Raw genomic sequence first — 18,655 nt, 5'->3', positions numbered from 1 at the left:
TAAAAAATTATAGTATGGATGATGAACAATTAAACATTTTTAAAGAAGCTTTTAAAAAAGCTAACAACGGATCGATCAATTTTCCTGGTAACTTTCAGCAAGGCAAGATCAATGAAATAAAATTTTTTACGGCAGTCATGAGAGGTGCAATGCATGTAAGATTTTTCATTGCAAAAAATGAAACCGAAAAATGGTATCTCGACCTGTTTACAATTACTGACGATTATTCCTGGCATAAGAGAATTGAACATGATGGCACCATTATAAACCTGGAGAATTTTGAAAGACAATTTGGTTGGCCGGTTTATCCCGATGATGCCGAAAGAACCAAACGGGAGCATGATGAAATTCGAGCTATCAATAGTAATGTTCAATCGGTATTGTTACAGAAAGGCCTGGTAAAGAATTTTGACATGCCGGATTTTGAAAAAGAAAATGTGGTTCGTCTTGACTATACACATAATGACACTGATTTATTATAGTAACCATCAACAGTGAAGCTATCCAAAAAAATATTTTTCATTTCAGTATTGCTGTATTACCCGGCATTTTTATTTGCGCAAAAAAATTATTCTATTTATGTGGAAGCCGGAGGGACAGGGATATTTGAAACTTTGAATTTTGAAAAAACAATTGTTAAGGAAAGTCATTCTGTTGACCTGAGAGCAATCCGTATAGGAATTGGCATTTCACCCAAATATTATCGGCTTCCGGATCCTTCAAAACAAGTGAGGAAAGATAAAGGCATTGCTTATGTTTTAGTTGCAGGTTATAATGTTATTGGAAACTGGGGATTGAGTGGCGTAAACCCCAATCATTTTGAATTAGGCGTAAATGCAGTGGTTATCACTAACAACAGTATTGTTGAAAAAATATGGACATACGAAAATAAATTAAGAGTATACCCTTCATTAAATATTGGCTTCAGGCATCAACCGGTAGAAGACAATGGTATTATGTGGCGCATTTGTTATTGCCCGTTTTATATCGATTCGGGATTGAAGCATTGGCTTGGTGCTTCAATAGGGTATTCATTTTAGTATAATACTACAGCACAAACTACAGACATGGATATATTGGGAATAGAGATTCAGACTGGTGATCTTAATGCAACTGCATCATTTTATGCAGACGTTTTAGGAATGCAACTGGCAAACAAAACACCAAATGCTGTTTCATTTTCAGCAGGACAATCAACACTAACATTTATACAATCAATTCACTTAAATCCGACGTATCATTTTGCGTTTAATATTCCACACAATAAACTTGACGAAGCCATACAATGGGCAAAAGCAAAACTTAGTTTAATAGCAACTGCTGATAATGGAATTGTAGCCGACTTTAAAAGCTGGAATGCAAAAGCCATTTATTTTTATGATAACAATAAGAATATTGTAGAATTCATTGCACGTTTCGACCTTGCCGATGTAACAGATAAACCCTTCGATATTTCATCCATTCAATCAATAAGTGAAATAGGAATAGTTACCGATGCACCAATAGTACTTGCAGACCAACTCATACTCAATAATAAACTACCCGTTTTTACCAAGGGCACTAAAAGTAAAGAATTTGTTACGCTGGGTAACGATAATGGCCTGTTTATAATTGTTGAAACAAACAGGAAATGGTATCCTACACAACAGCAGGCTGAAAAGCATTATACAAAAATAAAAATTGCGACAGGTGGATTAGTACACGAAATCATAATGAATGAAGAGTACGCCGGCAGGTAACAAGAGCTTTATTAAAATCAGGCAAAATGTTAATAATTTATTCCAGGCTGCTATCCATATACAAATCACCGGTTTTTATTTATACATTTAGTTTCAGTTACCACAGCTTTATGGAACAATAACTAATTTGAATCTCTACACTAAACTTTCATTATGAGCAATATGATTTCTTTCCGCATCGCAATTATTTTGGCAACTGCAGCACTATTTAGCAACAGTACATTTTCACAAAATAAAAAATCAGCCGAAATTACGGCTGAAGGCAGTTCAAAAATAAAAGTGAGGCCAGATATGGTTACATTCACACTTACAATTGAAAAAACAGATACTATAGAAAAGAATGTTATTAAAATCCTCAATGAAGAAGTTGAATCACTTTCCCGGTCTTTGGAAAAACTGGGGTTTCAAAATAAAGCTGTAAAGGTATCAGACTACCGTATTTCCAGTTCCTTTGACGACGACAGAAGACAAAAAACATATACCGCATCAAATGTTTTAAAAGTAGAATTCTGGCTCGACAATAAATTAATTGACGCATTTTATAATGAAATACAAGGCAATAATTTTAAAGACCTGGACATTAATTATGAAACCGGTATTTCTGATAGTTTAGAAAAATCAACCCGGGTGCTGTTAGTGCAATCAGCAATTGAAAATGCCCAAGCAAATGCAGCTAATATTTCAAAAAAATTAGGCCTAACAATAATAAAGGTTAAGCAGGTGTATAAAGAAAATGTCCGTACCCAGGTATTTGCAAATGAAATCAGTTATGTAAGATTTACTCCGGCGAAAATAGTTGGAGATACAGATATCAGTTATAAGACCTCCTTCGATAAATTTCAGGTTGAAGAAACTGAGCTGGAAGAAAAGATCACTGTAGTCTACGAAGTATCCAATTAAAATTACAAAACGAATGATTTACATGAACTGTGTAAAAAATACTTTCCGGGCATCCATTAATCAGTATTGCAAAAATATAACCATGAAATCCCTGGTCTTATTCCTCATCTTTTATAGCATCCCTTTTCATTCGCCTGCACAATCAAGTGTAGCAAACATATACGAAGCCCATACTTTTCCCTGCGATACAGGCACAGGTACTGTGGAAATAAATATCTGTTCGGGTGCTAAAGCCGAGTTTGCCGATAGTTTATTAAATCGTTTATATAAAAGCATACTCAGAACTATAGATAAAGAAATTAAGGCAGATCAAATTGCATTGGCCAGGGAAAAAATGCTTTCCAAAACTCCGGATAAAGACCAAATATATTTCCGCACCAAAAGTATTGACCAGAATCAACGCCTTAAAAAAGCTATTATTAATTCGCAGCGACAATGGATAAAAACCAGGGATGCCAATGTGGAAATAGCACATATCAACTGCGAAGGAGGCTCTTCCTGTAACGCAATGAGCAACGAAGCTTATACTGAAGAAACATTGGATAGAATAAGAAAACTGGAATCACTTATGAATTAAATAAGCGGTATTATGAAGAAATCTTTAGCATTACTCATCGTATATTTCTTTGTTTTTTCAACTGCTTTCGGGCAGTTGAAAAATTTAATTCTTACACGGGAACAAAATAACAAATGGATGGACAGTGTGAAAACATTACCATTCGATCAGCAACTGCTGAGTATAAGAGACAGGTTACTGGCTGACACCAATGTTTATGTGAGGCAACTTTATAACGACAGAATTAAAACCAACTTTAAAATTGTTGACTCATTGGGTAATCGTAAATATGGAGATGGCAAGCCACTGATTATAATTGACGACACTCCATTTTTTATTGATAACAAAACAGCAACCTATAAAATTGTGAAGCTGGCAACACTGCTAAACCAAACCTATATTAAGGAGGTTTATTTAGTGAGCCCCAACGATCCTGCGGCCACAGCAATCTATGGCTATGAAGGGCGAAGCGGCATCATTATCATGACACTTACAAAGAAGAAATATTTTAAAAAATTTAAACAGCTGCAGTTGAAACCGAATTACTGACACCTTAAATTCCATATAAGTTTATGCACCACCAAAAAAATAAACTATTCCTGAAAGCATTAAGCATTACCATTTTATTTTTTTGCAACTATAACAGTAACGCCCAGGCATGGATAAAATCAACGGATAACAATTCCTGGTACATCCATCGCCAGTTCTTTCATTCTCTTAAATCCATTATTAAAGGTGTTGATTCCAATATGTACGTAATTACCAGCCACAGGCCCGATAGTTATTGGGAAAAGAAGAATGAAGGCAAATCTGAATTATTGGTGAGCAGGATTGATGAAAAAGGCAATATCAGTTTCGTTACCATACTTTCTCAATATGCCAACAGGCCGGTGCTTAAAGCTTTTAATAATAAATATTATTTGCTGGACAAGGAATTACAAAATATAAAAAAGGAATTTTATCGCAATTGCTTTGTGTATACTGCTAAATGGGAATTAGAATCGCAGTTTAAGATCGATGATCTTCCACATCAAAGTGGTTTTACCGATTTTACCGTAGACAAAGAAGGTAGTGTTTTTGTATTAACGGCCCCGTATTTTATTGATCATAAGCAACAGGATTTTAAAGGTGCTTACCTGGTAAAGTATTCATCCGATGGCGCAATGCTGAATAAAGTATTATTCGATAAATGCTATTTATCTGACCTTACTATTGCAGGCGACAGTATTCACTTTCTGGCACAGCAGCAAAAATTAGTTTACCCTTATTATAATACAGATTCATTACTGGAAATAAGCAGTGACAAGGATTTAAATTATTCTGTTACAGCAAGGGAAAAACTTATTCCGAAAGATAAAAAAACAGACCGTGAAGTATTGCTTGCCGATGGCGGTCGTGTAGTTTTTATTGACTCAACTTATGCTTTATCTCAAAATAGCTGGACATCTGTTTTTAAAATTTCTCTATTGGATAAGCAACGTCATGCTATTTGGACCATCGAGCCCAGCAACAGGTGGTTTTATTTAAAACCCAAGCCATTAAGCAACGGGAATTTTATTACACAGGTTGATAAAAGATGGGATTCCACCTGCTTGGTGCTATTTGATAAAGCAGGAAATCAACGCACCATAAAATCATTTGTAATGAATGCCGATACCCGTATTGACAGGTATTCCTTTGTGGATTATTTTGAGATCAACAACAATGAAATATGGCTGTTTTACAAAAAAGAATCCCCTTCCCGTGAGGAAGAACTTTATTTTGAACGCATTTTACTCTGATCAAAACTACCTGGTGCGTTGTATTAACATGCTTACATAATTTCGGCTACTGCTTACATCATTCCCACATTACCAGCCACAACAGTTTTATAACCCTACCTTGTAAAAAAACAAGTTATGGAAAAGCGGGTATTAGGCATAATTCTTTCTCTGTTAGGTGTTGCCGGCCTTATATATGCAGGCGTATATTTTATGAATGGCGGCACAGGTACCAGGAACGTTAAAGGTATTATTGTCGCCGGTATAATTGGCGCTATTTTCTTTTTTGCAGGCATTGGCCTTGTGCGCAATACAAAAGATAAAGCTACGTAGTGCTATTAATTAAAGCAATCAGGTTTTAAGAACCTGACTTCTTTAATTAAAAAATACAAATTCTATTGCATAAAAAAACTGTCCCCAATAAATCGGGGACAGTTTTTTATTATTGTAGTTAAGCGCTTAGTTAAATAAATAACGGATACCAAACTGCATCTGCCAGCGTGAAGCGATGCTGGTGCTGTTTGCAAAACTGTTTACATAAGGAGTAAGGTTAGCAGCATCCTGTTGTGTGAAAGAGAAGCTAGGTGTTTTACCATCTGCTCCCAAACCTTCATAACGTAAGAAGTTGGTAACAGTAGGAGATTTTACAAGCCCCCAGTATTTGTTCAGCAGGTTACCCACATTTAAAATATCCAGAGACAATCTCAATGTATGACGGTCGCCATTAGCGCCTTTACCGGTTTTAAGAGAGATATCCTGTGTAATGTTCACATCCAGTTTTTTAAAGTAAGGCAGTATTACTGAGTTAGCTTTTGCTACTTCTCCACGATGAGCAGATAAGTAGTTATCCTGGCTGATAAACGCATTCAACTGTGCCCATTGCTGTGCAGCAGTACGTGTATCAGTACTTGTACCTGTACCTAAACCACCTGAGCCTGATTTCACCAGGTTGATCTGGTTAGCAGCAGCAGGGATAAAAATAAGATCGTTATTATTACCATCACCATTTAAATCGCCATTATAGATGTAAGAAGTTACACCGTTTGGTGCTGCTTCAAAATACAAACCAAAGCTGGTTGCAAAATATTTGGCATAATTAAATTTGTAAGATGCAAAAGCAACTACACGGTGTGGTTGGTACCATGATGCATTAGACAAGTTAGCTTCGTTAGGATCAGTTCCTGAAACTGCCCTGCCGCTCCATAAGCTGCCTGCAGTACTTCCGCCTTCTGCTGTATTCTTACTTTTTGAATGCGTATAGGCTGCACTCAGGTACAAACTCTTAATAGTTTTTTGTACCCTGAAAGTTGTTGTTGAAGAATAGCCTTTGCTTGAGTTCTTCATTAAAATTGCATTACCTAAATTTGGATTAGCAGCTGAAGTTCCGGCAAAATAATATTTGCTGCTGTTGTTTAGTGTAGTGGTGGTAGAAGTATTATAACGCAACCTGTTATCGGCACCTGCTAAAGCAAATGCAGCTGTTTCATTAAGGTTTACATTAGAATAATAAACTGCATTGATATCTTTAGTGTACGTACCTTCTAAAGTCAATACCCAGTCGTGTTTTAATTTTTTATCAATAGCCAAACTGGTTTTTACCACAGATGGGTATTTGAATTTATTATCAACAAGTGCTACACTGTATGCTGTATTAGCTGCACCTGCAGTAGGTTTATTGGCATTAGGATCTGCATTAAATGCCACAGCAGTAGCGCCTGTTTTAATAACAGAACCAAACTGCACTCCATTGTTACTTGCCTGGTTGCTGATCCATACAAACGGAGGAGGGCCAGAGAAGATACCTCCACCGCCTCTTACCTGTAAACTCTTATCGCCCAGCACATCCCAGTTAAGGCCTAAACGTGGAGAAACAAGCAAAGCGCTTTTAGGTTTTCTACCCACATCGTATGTTGCACCATTAGCAAAAGTTAAAGCTGCAAAATCAGGATTCTGATCAAAGCTTCCTGTGTAAGAAGAATTATCAAACCTGATACCATAAGTTAAAGTGAAATTCTTTTTTACACTCCATTTATCCTGTACAAATAAACTGATATCATTAGACCCGGCTTTTGCATAAGGGAATGAACCGTCTTTTAATGCAGAGTATTGTACTGCATAACGAAGTGCTTTAGAGTTACCTGTTGGATCGTTTACACTGTTATAAAATTCTGTAAGACTTGAAAACTGGTAAGCGCCCTGGTAAGCAGGTGCAAAACCATTCAGGTATTTCTTGAAAGAATTTTGTGTACCTGCAGTGATCTCATGACTTCCTTTGTAAAAAGTAAGGATATCAGAAAACTGGAAGTTATCTGTATTCAGTTTGTTATTGTAAGTGAAAGGTTCGTAACCAAAAGTAGTATAAATGTTACCACCTGATAAAATATCTACCAATGGCAAATCAGAATTTCCTTGTGTGCTGCGGAAATCACGTAACTGTGTAAATCCTACCTGGAATTTATTTACGATCTTATTACTGAACCTGGTATTTAACTCAGCAATAAAAATATTGAAGTTGTTATTGATCACATATCCACTACCCTGGAAAGGCATAGAATTAAAACCAGGTTGACCACCGGTTACAAATCCTGAAAATCCGTTTCTGCTGGTACTTGCAAACTGGTCGGCACTTGATTTAAGATAATTGTATTTTAAAGTAAGTGTATTCTTGTCATTAATATTCCAGTCTATTTTAGCAGTGATCTTATCACTCTGTGTTTTTTGGTTGTACCCCTGGAATGGTCCTGCAGTATATCCAAACTTGGTTTGTAAAAAGCTGGCCAGTTTAGCCAAAGTATCTGCATTTGCCTGAGATACGCTGCCATTAACAGGTGGGTGGCTGGCATCAGAAGCAATATAACTGGTAGCAGGTAATTCCTGTCTTACCTGTTCAGCACTTACAAAGAAGAATACTTTGTTTTTTATGATAGCACCGCCAACTGAAAAACCTCTTAAGTTAAAAGTAATGGGTGTTTTAGTTAATTGCGTATTCGCAACTTTATACCCCTGGTTATTTTCGTTTTTCAAATACGTGTATACAGTTCCCCTAATCTGGTTAGTACCGCTACGTGTAACAGTATTAATACCGGCACCGGTAAATCCACCCTGGCGGATATCGTATGGAGAAACGTTAACCTGTATCTGTTCAATCGCATCAAGACTGATAGGCTGAGAGCCTGTTTGTCCGCCTAACGTTCCCGACAACCCGAAAGAGTTGTTGAAGTTAGCGCCATCAACAGTCACGTTATTGTACTGGTTGCTTCTGCCACCAAAACTAAGACCGTTTGAAGTAGGTTCCAGTTTTGTAAAATCCTGTAATGAACGGCTGATAGTAGGTAAACGCTCAATCTGTGTACGGTTGATCACTTCCTGGCTACCGGTTCTGTTATTACTGAAAATCTTATCCTGCCTTTTTGTTGCTACTACCACTTCACCTAAAGTAGAAGAAGTAGAAGCCAGTTTAAAATCGGCTTTGTAAGCCTGGCCTAACAACAGCGTAATGTTATCCTGCTGTTCAGCTTTAAATCCAACAAAACTTACAGTAATAGTGTAAGGACCACCTACACGTAAGTTAGGAAGGTTATAACGACCGTCTCTGCGGCTGGTGGTACTGTATTTAGTACCTGTTGGGTTATGTACTGCAACGATGGTGGCATTGCCCAGGCCATTGCTGCCATCGGTAACAATACCTTGTATCTCCGATGTGGTTTCTTGTGCAAAAGCAAACGAAAGAGCGCTTGCTAAGAACAATGTTAGTAAAAATTTCAATCTCATCTTTTAGTTTGTTTTAAGCCGCAAAGATGCGTCAAAATCATTGTTTAAACTTTATGTAATTGTTAACAAATAGCTATTGCTTTTTAACACCAAATTTTACAGAACGCATACCAATAAAAGATATATAGTGTGAAATTTTAAAAAATACACATCCAAATATGATATCCGCAATATTTGCACTTGCTAACACTGAAATTTTAATGCATAACCGCTTATTTTTTCTCCAGATATATTTTTTGGATAATATAAAGAGTTAGCTTTGTTGCGATTTTTAATTTTGTATCATGAGAAGAATTGCCTACCTGTTGCTATTTTCCTGCCTGTTTTTATTACAGAGTTGTTTCGAAATTATTGAAACAGTATTTTTAAAAAATGATGGTTCCGGCAATTTTCAATTGGTGGTTAATCTGAGTAAGAGCAAAACCAAGCTCAATTCCATCATCAAAATGCAAACTATTAACGGGCATGATGTGCCGAGTAAAGGCGACATCAAATACAGGATAACAGAAATTGAAAAAGCAGTTGCCAAAACACCCGGTTTAAGTGCTGTAAAAACAAGTGTGGATTTTGATAATTACATCGCCACAATAAGCTGTAATTTCAACAAAGTAAGCCAGCTGAATGCAGCAGTAAAAAATGTGTATGATAAAGAAAACGGCAAACTGAAAGGCGTAGAGAAAACTTATGACTATGATGCGGCCTCCAATACCTTTAGCAGGATAAATAAATTTTCTATACAGGACGATTATAAAAAACTGAGTAATGCTGATAAAGAAGTATTTGCAACTGCCAACTACACTTCTATTTATAAGTTTGAAGCTACTGTTGCAGCTGCATCTAACAAAGGCACTCAAATATCACCCAGCAAAAAAGCCACCATGCTAAAACAAAATGCCCTGGATATTATCACAGAAAAAAAATCAGTAGAAAATAAAATAACCTTAACCAACAAATAAAATGAAACAATTCATTCTTGCCGTAGCCCTATCCTGTATTGTACTGCCTGCAGTACAGGCACAAAATTTTTTAGCCAAAGTGCCTTCATCATCTTCTGTAGTAATTAAATACTCGGGTGATAATTTCAGTAAAAATGTACCCATTCAGAAATTAGATGCGTATAGTTTTATTAAGCACAGCTTTTTTAAAATGCTGCATATAGATACCCTTACTTCGCTAAAGAACATCGGTATCAATTTTGAGCAGGATACCTACCAGTATATTACTACCGAAGATTCTTCTATGAGTTTTGTAACCTTGCTGCACTTAAATAATGTACAGCAGTTTTTACAGTTGATCAAAGGCACATACAAAACAGGGATGGCTGCAAAAACAGAGAAAAAAGATGGTTTCGACTTTTTAGCTGTATCTCCTGAAACCTATATTGGTTGGAATGAAACAATGGCAATAGTGGTAAACACCACTTATCAAAATAAAAAAAGCTATTACGAGTATTTATACAGCAGCGATACGATTAGTGTAAAAGCTGATACTGCTGTAGCCGCCATCGAAGAGCTTAAAGAAGAAGATAACGCATACAGCATTCCGCCACCACCACCGCCTAAAGTTGTAAAAGGTAAAGTTACAGGTGCTCAAAAAAGGCCTGTAGCTGGTGCTAAAAAACCTGCTACTGCAAAAGGTAAAACACCTGCTAAAAAAGCGGCGCCCAAAAAAGTTTATGTGAACGAGAATTACAACTACCATATCCAGGATAGCATTAACAATGTAAAAAGAGAATTGTGGGAGCAACAACAGGATATGATTGCTAAAAAGAAACAACAGTGGGTGGCTGAAAAAATAATGAGCAGCACTATTAATGGCAGCATCAGCTCAATAGAAAATGAAGTGGCTTATAAAAAGATTATTGACCCTGCTGCACATGCCAGTGTGTGGATCAATACCGAAAGTATTTCAAGCCAGTACTGGAATTATTTATACAGGGGGTCTTATTATTTTTTACATAATATGCCAAAGATCATTAAGGACACTACTGATGGTTTTAAATCGTCTGTAAATATCTATTTTGATAAAGACCAGATGAGGATGGAACAAAAAACCTTTGCTGCCGATACCAAAATTGCTAAAATGGGCAACGAAGTAATGAACAGTAAACAAAATCCTTCCTTAGTAAATTATGTAAACCCCGATAATATTGGCTATTTCTCTATGAGTATTAATACCGAGGCAATGGCCAACTATTATTACACCCTTTTAAAGAAATATATCAGCGGCATGCCCGGCACCAATGACTATGCAGCTATTGTGGATGTGTATATAGATTTTTTACAGATACTGATTGACGAAAAAGGAATAGCAGAATTAACACCAGGCAATTATTTGTTTGTAATGCACGACATGAAAACAAAAACCGTTAGTTATACGGATTATGATTACGATAAGGAATTCAATAAAAAAGAAGTAAAGAAAACGAAGCAGGAACTTTCTCCTGATTTTACTTTTATAATGGAAACCAAAAAAGAAGGTTTTATGGAAAAGATTGCCCGGCTGCCCTTAAAGTATGCTGAAAAGGAAAAGTATAATTATAAAGACAAAGGTGGTTATTACGAACTGGCTTTTGAAGAAGGCAAATATCCCATCAGCAGTTTATATTTTATGGTGAAAGATGGCAAAGCGATAGTAACTACTTCTAAAACAGTTGTAGATATGACGCTTAACAATACGGCTTTTGCTACAGATGCGGCAACAAAAAACTCTATCCTCAGCAATAACTATTCATTAAAGATCAGCGCTACAAAACTGATAGAAAAACTAGGCCCCGAATTCACTACTGATATGAATAAAAAAATAGGTGACTATATGAGGGAAAACCTGGGTGACCTTAAAATGGAAAGCGGGATGAAGGATGGCATGATACAGGGAACCACTACCATGGGCATTAAAGGTAATCACAGCAACAGCCTTGAGTTTTTCTTTAACATGATGGATGCTATTAACAACATCATCGAAAAAGATCACCAGGAAAAAGATAAAACGGTAAACTAAATGAACAAAAAGCGATGGGCATTAGTAGTGTTGATTGCAATAGTAGTATTTGGTTACCTGAAATTATTTTACAAAACTTACAGCACTGCCGTTGTTACTGGCAGTGCTGATTGTATTATTGCAATAGATGTAAAAAGAATTACCAATACAGTTATCTGGAATACCATCACTACTCCCAGTCAATGGAAGAAGATCAGTTTTTCTGCAGGCAGTAAAAACGAAGTGAGCTGGAAGGATATGATAGACATACCCGATTATGTTTTAGCCTTTCATGTAAAGGAACAACCGTTGAATACATGGTATCTTGTATTAAATATAAAAGATGAAAAAGATTTTGCAAAGGGATTGCAGGTTTATCATTTTGAAAAACTGGATAGCAACAGTTACACCAGCAAAGATTATGCTTTAACTTTTTTCAGGAATGGAGATAAAATACTGCTGACAAATTCCACTTCAGAAAACAATGCCAATTTATTGCAGGTAGCTAATAAACTCTTTGTACAAAAAAACTATATCGCAAAACAAACCCTGGAAAAAGCCCTTACAGCAAAAAGCCATTTAGCAGTTTATATAGCGTCGAATAATTTTTTAGCAGAGCCTGCCGTTATATCCGGCAATTTCGATAAGAATACAATTGAAATCACTTGCACCGCAACGCAAAAAAAACAATTTACATTTAGTGCGAACAACTTTGATTGTAACAGCACTTCTCTTTGCACGCTTGCCTTTACGCAACCCTCAGATGCTGTCTTCAGCCTGTTGAGCAATACTGATAAATCCAATATCTCAAAAGCACTGAGCCAGGATATTGATTCCGTATTTCTGCCCACTAATAAAAACTACAACCTGGGTATTTCAGCTATCAAAACGAGGACAGATTCTGCAATTAGTTATACTTATGATAATGACTTTAATAAGATAGAAAAAACAGTGGTTAATACTGTACAGGAACCTGATTTTAATTTTGCCATTACAGGCGACAGTGTCTCCAATATTTATAATTACTGGCAGCACAATAATAAACTGGAACCAACAGCTGCAGGCCAGCTTTTCACCAGTATGCCGTTTGTGAAATCTTATTGCACTAAAGAATCTGAAACAACATTAAATATTACAGCTGCAAATTATCAGCCGGTATCAATAGACAGGAATATCCAGGCTGTACTTTTCTTTAAACTGATGCTGACTAAAATTCCAAAAGACCTGCTGCGGTATTTACCAGCTGGTATTGTAAAAGCAGTGGCTAACCTGGAATCGATACAGCTTACTATAAATAAAAAAAACAACCAGCTTTATTTTGAATGCATACTGCAGAAACAAAAGAACGATCTGCCAATAATAAAATTATAACCGATGAATCAACGCATTGCACACATCGCTTTAGTAGTGGCTAACTACGATGAAGCGATACAATTCTATACAGAAAAATTAGGCTTTGTACTTATTGAAGACACCAAACTAAGTGAAAGCAAACGTTGGGTAATGGTAGCACCAAAGGGAGAAGGACAATGCAGCCTGTTACTTGCACAAGCTGCAACTGAAGAACAAAAAAGCCGTGTGGGTAATCAAACCGGTGGCAGGGTATTTTTATTTTTATATACTGATGATTTTTGGAGAGACCACAAAGCTTACACAGAAAAAGGAATCAAGTTTGTGCGCCAGCCGGTGGAAGAGCCTTATGGAACGGTAGCTGTTTTTGAAGATCTCTATGGTAATTTGTGGGATATGATTGAACCGAAGAAACAAGAACAATAATAGAAAAGCAGCAGACGCAGCTATAGGTGATATAGATTTGCATTGCTTTGCCATTCAGTTTGACCAGCTGCCAGGGGACATGCATTGATGGATTCAACAGTGCCCTGGTGAGGGTTCAGCCAAAAGTCTCCATATAGTTACCACGGCTTTGCCACAGCTTTACCCCGGCCCGGCCAGGTCTATGTGTCGTTCTTATATACCTTTCTGATAAATTACACCGCTCATTAAATCAGTAGTTTGTTACATTATATCCATTGATAATATAAAACTTGCTCAACAAAATAATAATCCTTTTATCATTTTGATTAAATTCCGGATAACTAACCAGAAGATTAATTATGAAGCAACTAAAATTACTTTTTTTAATTTTTGGGTTGCATGTTTCTATGAGTAGCAATGCTCAACTAATTACGGAAAAAAAATATGCAGTTGGCCTGGGTAGTTATACCGGGAACTGTAGTACATTAAATTTGGGAGACAGTGGAATCTTAATATATTCCAGGTATGGTAAAATTATTCGACTAAATAATAATTTCGATACATTATGGGTAAAAAACCTCCCGGATTGTTATATAAACCAGGCTATTTTAAATAGCAGCAATGAAATTATTTTTGTTTGCCAGAAAAATTATTTTCCAACCCCTCCAAATACTCAATTGTCATATGGAGTACAAGTATTAAAAATAGGGTTAAATGGGAATTATATTGCTTCTGATTACAAGTATTTTGGCACCTATGGAACTCAAAGCGGTTCTTATGAATTTTTGAACCCTGGCATTATCGAATATAAACCTGATAATTACGTTCTGACTTTCCTTACTAATTTAAATTTTATATACTTTTTTCATTTACTGAAATTAGACAATAACTTAAATGTTATAAGTAGTAAAGTAGTTAATAGTAACGGAAATAATAATTTTATTATCGGATTACTTTCTAAAACAGGATTACTTAAAAAAAACAATACTGACATTATTATCTTTCCCAATCGCTATGATTATTACTTTTACCCGGGACAATTAAATAAATTCCTGGTTATAGATACTAATTTAAATAATACTTTTTCCAGGCAATTAAATGATGCCAGCAGAGCTATAACATCCGTTTCTGCATCAGGGAATGATTTAATAATTGGCGGAATTATGTATTCCAATAAACTGGTACGTAATCAATTTGATACCGGTTATTTGCATGAAAATAATTTTTTACTTAAGTATAACTTAAATACTACAGGCAATTTCCAAAATCAGTCTCTTTTGTTTTGTTCGGGATATGCACCAAAATATTCAAATTATAACCAGCCATCTTTTCATTTTTTTAATAATAGTATTTATTGCACAAGCTCAGGGTATGCCAGTTTTAGCGACCATAACAATTTTATGAATGATAGTTTATCCAATAATTTCAGAACACGTATATCCAAATTTGATTCAGCCCTTCAAATAAAATGGAATAAACGGTTACATATTTATGGCACTGCAGATACCAGTGGTTTTCAAAGTCAAAATGGTATAAACAATTTGTATGAAACACAAAATGTGCTGGTAAATAAAAACAATCAATTACTTAATTTTTCAGCACATTATCCAAACTCAAATTCTAATAATACTATTTCAGATGAAGAAGTGGGATTTTCATTATCTGCTATTGATACAGCTGGCAATAATGCTACCTGCAATGCCACTGACGAACCCTTACTATTTAAATATGATAGCCTGGAAGTACTAGATAAACCGTTGCTGAATTTTGTACCTGATACAATTACACTACAGCCAAATACTCAAATAATTTTAGATGTTCCGTTAAAAAAAATAAGCAACGTTTGTTTGCCTTTAAAAGGCCCCAAGTCTAAATTTTTTTGGTTCCCTCTAAACTCTTATGGTTTTAATAATATTGTATGTAAAGATTCCAAATTGTTTTTGTACGACAGAAGCTACAATGAACCAAAAACATGGCATTGGATTTTTCCACCCGAGGCAAATATTTCAGAATTAGATTCTCTCTACTTACCCAATGTACACAGCATTACTTTTAACCAGGCGGGAGTTTACCCGGTAAGCCTGGTTACCACAAATGATGCAGGAACAGATACCACTACGCAATACATTACAGTGATCAATTTTATACCACAGCCGCACTTAGGTAACGATACCACAATCTGTAATGGAGATTCAATCAGAATTATCTACAATAACCCTGCTAATAGCGCTCATTATTTTATTGGCCCCAATATTTTTACAACAGGTGATACATTAGTTATAAAAGATTCGGGCCGTTATGTTATAGCTGCATACACTGCCTGTGGTTACCTGTATGATACTATTAATGTAAAAGTTGCATTTAAACCTACTGCAAAATTTGGCGCTACTGTTAGCTGCAACAATTTAACTGTAGCGTTTACGGATAGCAGTAAGCTAAACGGCAATCCAAACATAACTTACCAATATGCCTGGAAGCCGGCCCTTGCACCTGCAACAGCCTATACCAACTACAGCACACTGCCTAATAACAGTTTTACCTTTGCTGCCTACGATAGTTTTGACGTAAGGCTGATCATAAAAAGTCCGTTAAATTGTGTAGAGCAGGATACTATTGTAAAGCGTATAATACTTAAATCCACTCCTTTGGCGGCATGTTCAGCAATTACAAATTGCGGTAGCCTGCAAGTTAATTTTACCAGCGCTGCAACCATTGCTACCGGTACAATAGTACAGCAGGAATACTATTCGGGAACTACACTAATAGGTACAGGCACCAGCTTTACTTACAACTTTGCCAGCTATGGCAGTTATGTAATAAAGCAGGTGGTAAAAAGTAATTTCAATTGTATCAGCGATACTTTTTTACTCCCTCTCATCATAAGAGATAAGCCACAGGTAAACCTGGTCACCGCAAGAGATAGTGTATGCAATAGCAGTAGTTACACAATTACCGCTAATGCTACGGTAAATGCAAGTAGCATTGCCAATTATGTCTGGCTTAAAGACAATGCATTATTGCTTAACAATACCAACACTATTACAGAGACTAATCCCACTGGCTCTTACACATACAAGCTGGTTGCCACCAGCGCATTGGGCTGTTTTAGTGATACTGCAATAAAAACTATAACTGTAGTAAGTAAACCCACTGCGTCAATAAATGCAATAAACAATTGCGGAAGCAAACAAATAAATATTACGAGCACAGCCACTGTAATAAACGATAATATTTCCAGTCACTTTATAAGCTATGGCGATGGAAACACCGGCACTGCTAATCCAAACAATACCACTTATAACTACACTAACTATGGCACCTACACTATAAAATATGTGGTGCAAAGCAGCGTTGGTTGTGCCAGCGATACGGTTTATCAAACTATTGCTGTAAAAGATAAACCACAGGTAAACTTAATTACAAACAGGGATAGTGTATGCAACAACAGCAGTTACAGTATTACTGCCAATACTACCGTAAGTGCAAGTACCATTAGCAGCTATGTCTGGCTAAAAAACAATGTTCTGTTACCCAATAATACCAATACCATTGCTGAAACCAACCCCACAGGCACTTACACGTACAAGCTGGTAGCTACCAGTGCACAGGGGTGTCCGGGAGATACGGCTGTAAAAACTATAACGGTTGTAAGTAAACCCACCGCTGCTATAAATGCGATAAACAATTGCGGAAGCAAGAGCATCGCAATTACAGCTTCGGCTTTTGTAGTTAATGATGCTATTACTACACATTACGTTAATTATGGCGATGGCAATTCGGGTATCATTAATCCCAACAATACAACTTATACTTATTCTAACTATGGCAGCTACACTATAAAGTATGTAGTTAAAAGCAGTGTTGGTTGTGCAAGTGATACGGTGTATCAAACTATTGTAGTAAAGGATAAACCGGTTGTAAATATCAGCTATAGCAACAATGCCTGCCAGAATACTAATTATGTTTTAACCGCTACTGCCAGCGTTAGTGCAAGTAACATCACCAACTATACCTGGTTAAAAGATGGCGTGGTACAATCATCTGCCAATAGTGTTTTAACTGATAACAGCATAGCAGGTACTTATGTTTATAAAGTAATTGCCGCAAGTGCTACCGGCTGTGGCAGTGATACAGCAGTGCAAGCAGTAGTGGTAGAAAAATATCCAACCACCATTTTTACTGCATCAGGGGGTTGTGTGGGTAAACCCATTGTAATTACCAACGGCAGTATCAATAACAATACAGTGGGAAGTGTACAGTACTTATGGACTACGAATGACGGGCAAACAAGCACCGCTGCAGTTCCTGATTTTAGCTTTATGGCAAGCGGTACAAAAACCATACAACTTACAACAACTACCCAAAATGGCTGTGCAAACAGCATTACTAAAACGATAACTATAGATGATTACCCGGTTGCAGCTTTTGATATCACCGAAGCCTGTATGGGTAAAAATATTACTATCAGCAATAACAGTACAGGTACTATTGCCAGCTATGCCTGGCAAACCAGCAATGCACAACAAAGCGCCGGTGTAGTACCACAATTTATTTTTAATGCTCCCGGCAATTATAGTATTAAGCTGCAGGTAGCTACAGCCAATAACTGTATTGCCACAACTACCAAAAATACCAGTATCACACCTGTGCAACTTTTTACTACCCCTGCTATTGATACCAATGCGGTAACAGGACAGCCTGTACAAATAAGCATTACCGGAGCAGCCACCTACACATGGCTACCGGCTTCTAATCTTAACAATGCCACAAGCAGTAATCCTGTATTTACTGCTTCTGTAACGGGCATATACCCCCTTGTTGCAGAGGGCACAACAGCACAGGGATGTAAGGGTAATGCCACGCTTACAATAAAAGTATTTGCCGGGGATAAATACCTGTTTATACCTAATGCCTTTACGCCCAATGCCGATGGTGTAAATGATAAGTTTCATATTACCTGTTCCGGCTTGCAGGCTTTAACCTCTTTTACAGTATACAATCGTTACGGGCAAATAGTGTATCATCAAAATAACTGTAGCAACAGTGGCTGGGATGGAACATTTAACGGTACTGCACAACCGCAGGGAGCTTATGTGTACAATTGGCAGGGTATAGCTTTTAATGGAAAAGCTATAAGTGGAAAAGGCTCGGTAATATTAATAAGGTAAAATTCAATTATTAAGAAGGCCATTATG

General features: G+C 36.6%; 14 protein-coding genes. 13 read left to right on the top strand and 1 reads right to left on the bottom strand.

Annotated features, from left to right (window positions below; genetic code table 11):
• The first annotated feature begins 14 nt into the window (after positions 1–14).
• From ACQ334_RS03785 to ACQ334_RS03750, 8 genes are all read left to right on the top strand, one after another.
• A complete protein-coding gene (locus tag ACQ334_RS03785; protein WP_430986837.1) occupies positions 15–482 on the top strand; it encodes a hypothetical protein in 468 nt (155 codons plus the stop codon).
• Between the two features lie 12 nt (positions 483–494).
• Positions 495–1,040, top strand: coding sequence for a hypothetical protein (locus ACQ334_RS03780; RefSeq protein ID WP_430986836.1), 546 nt, complete (start codon positions 495–497; stop codon positions 1,038–1,040).
• Between the two features lie 27 nt (positions 1,041–1,067).
• A complete protein-coding gene (locus tag ACQ334_RS03775; protein ID WP_430986835.1) occupies positions 1,068–1,739 on the top strand; it encodes a VOC family protein in 672 nt (223 codons plus the stop codon).
• 153 nt (positions 1,740–1,892) lie between these two features.
• Positions 1,893–2,639, top strand: a complete 747-nt coding sequence (locus ACQ334_RS03770; protein ID WP_430986834.1) for an SIMPL domain-containing protein — start codon at positions 1,893–1,895, stop codon at positions 2,637–2,639.
• Between the two features lie 82 nt (positions 2,640–2,721).
• Positions 2,722–3,216, top strand: a complete 495-nt coding sequence (locus tag ACQ334_RS03765) for a lysozyme inhibitor LprI family protein (protein ID WP_430986833.1) — start codon at positions 2,722–2,724, stop codon at positions 3,214–3,216.
• 12 nt (positions 3,217–3,228) lie between these two features.
• Positions 3,229–3,744 carry a hypothetical protein gene (locus tag ACQ334_RS03760; RefSeq protein ID WP_430986832.1) on the top strand — a complete coding sequence of 172 codons (516 nt, stop codon included), beginning with the start codon at positions 3,229–3,231 and terminating at the stop codon, positions 3,742–3,744.
• 23 nt (positions 3,745–3,767) lie between these two features.
• Positions 3,768–4,976 carry a hypothetical protein gene (locus tag ACQ334_RS03755; RefSeq protein ID WP_430986831.1) on the top strand — a complete coding sequence of 403 codons (1,209 nt, stop codon included), beginning with the start codon at positions 3,768–3,770 and terminating at the stop codon, positions 4,974–4,976.
• 117 nt (positions 4,977–5,093) lie between these two features.
• Positions 5,094–5,288 carry a hypothetical protein gene (locus ACQ334_RS03750; protein ID WP_430986830.1) on the top strand — a complete coding sequence of 65 codons (195 nt, stop codon included), beginning with the start codon at positions 5,094–5,096 and terminating at the stop codon, positions 5,286–5,288.
• Between the two features lie 126 nt (positions 5,289–5,414).
• Here ACQ334_RS03750 and ACQ334_RS03745 read toward each other — a convergent pair whose 3' ends face one another.
• On the bottom strand, positions 5,415–8,726 hold the full coding sequence (locus tag ACQ334_RS03745; RefSeq protein ID WP_430986829.1) for a TonB-dependent receptor: 3,312 nt from the start codon (positions 8,724–8,726) through the stop codon (positions 5,415–5,417).
• 284 nt (positions 8,727–9,010) lie between these two features.
• Here ACQ334_RS03745 and ACQ334_RS03740 point away from each other — a divergent pair, with 284 nt between their 5' ends.
• The 5 genes from ACQ334_RS03740 (at position 9,011) to ACQ334_RS03720 (ending at position 18,628) form a co-directional block, all read left to right on the top strand.
• A complete protein-coding gene (locus ACQ334_RS03740) occupies positions 9,011–9,682 on the top strand; it encodes a hypothetical protein (protein ID WP_430986828.1) in 672 nt (223 codons plus the stop codon).
• A gap of 1 nt (position 9,683) precedes the next feature.
• The gene (locus ACQ334_RS03735) at positions 9,684–11,726 is read left to right on the top strand and encodes a DUF4836 family protein (RefSeq protein ID WP_430986827.1); all 2,043 of its coding nucleotides are present in this window, start codon (positions 9,684–9,686) and stop codon (positions 11,724–11,726) included.
• The gene (locus tag ACQ334_RS03730; RefSeq protein WP_430986826.1) at positions 11,727–13,076 is read left to right on the top strand and encodes a hypothetical protein; all 1,350 of its coding nucleotides are present in this window, start codon (positions 11,727–11,729) and stop codon (positions 13,074–13,076) included.
• Positions 13,077–13,079: 3 nt separating this feature from the next.
• Positions 13,080–13,481 carry a VOC family protein gene (locus tag ACQ334_RS03725; protein WP_430986825.1) on the top strand — a complete coding sequence of 134 codons (402 nt, stop codon included), beginning with the start codon at positions 13,080–13,082 and terminating at the stop codon, positions 13,479–13,481.
• A 656-nt stretch (positions 13,482–14,137) separates the two neighbouring features.
• On the top strand, positions 14,138–18,628 hold the full coding sequence (locus ACQ334_RS03720) for a PKD domain-containing protein (protein ID WP_430986824.1): 4,491 nt from the start codon (positions 14,138–14,140) through the stop codon (positions 18,626–18,628).
• Positions 18,629–18,655 lie beyond the last annotated feature (27 nt).

The sequence above is a fragment of the Ferruginibacter sp. SUN106 genome, from assembly GCF_050611765.1.
GTDB lineage: Bacteria > Bacteroidota > Bacteroidia > Chitinophagales > Chitinophagaceae > Ferruginibacter.
The sequence above is the reverse complement of the archived record's forward strand: the minus strand, read 5'-3'. Positions and strand labels throughout refer to the sequence as shown.

What these genes read in the sequence shown, in the direction of transcription:
- ACQ334_RS03755 (WP_430986831.1), top strand. Translation starts at nt 3,768, where the DNA reads ATGCACCACCAAAAAAATAAACTATTCCTGAAAGCATTAAGCATTACC.
- ACQ334_RS03750 (WP_430986830.1), top strand. Translation starts at nt 5,094, where the DNA reads ATGGAAAAGCGGGTATTAGGCATAATTCTTTCTCTGTTAGGTGTTGCC.
- ACQ334_RS03770 (WP_430986834.1), top strand. Translation starts at nt 1,893, where the DNA reads ATGAGCAATATGATTTCTTTCCGCATCGCAATTATTTTGGCAACTGCA.
- ACQ334_RS03725 (WP_430986825.1), top strand. Translation starts at nt 13,080, where the DNA reads ATGAATCAACGCATTGCACACATCGCTTTAGTAGTGGCTAACTACGAT.
- ACQ334_RS03785 (WP_430986837.1), top strand. Translation starts at nt 15, where the DNA reads ATGGATGATGAACAATTAAACATTTTTAAAGAAGCTTTTAAAAAAGCT.
- ACQ334_RS03775 (WP_430986835.1), top strand. Translation starts at nt 1,068, where the DNA reads ATGGATATATTGGGAATAGAGATTCAGACTGGTGATCTTAATGCAACT.
- ACQ334_RS03740 (WP_430986828.1), top strand. Translation starts at nt 9,011, where the DNA reads ATGAGAAGAATTGCCTACCTGTTGCTATTTTCCTGCCTGTTTTTATTA.
- ACQ334_RS03765 (WP_430986833.1), top strand. Translation starts at nt 2,722, where the DNA reads ATGAAATCCCTGGTCTTATTCCTCATCTTTTATAGCATCCCTTTTCAT.
- ACQ334_RS03730 (WP_430986826.1), top strand. Translation starts at nt 11,727, where the DNA reads ATGAACAAAAAGCGATGGGCATTAGTAGTGTTGATTGCAATAGTAGTA.
- ACQ334_RS03760 (WP_430986832.1), top strand. Translation starts at nt 3,229, where the DNA reads ATGAAGAAATCTTTAGCATTACTCATCGTATATTTCTTTGTTTTTTCA.
- ACQ334_RS03735 (WP_430986827.1), top strand. Translation starts at nt 9,684, where the DNA reads ATGAAACAATTCATTCTTGCCGTAGCCCTATCCTGTATTGTACTGCCT.
- ACQ334_RS03745 (WP_430986829.1), bottom strand. Translation starts at nt 8,726, where the DNA reads ATGAGATTGAAATTTTTACTAACATTGTTCTTAGCAAGCGCTCTTTCG.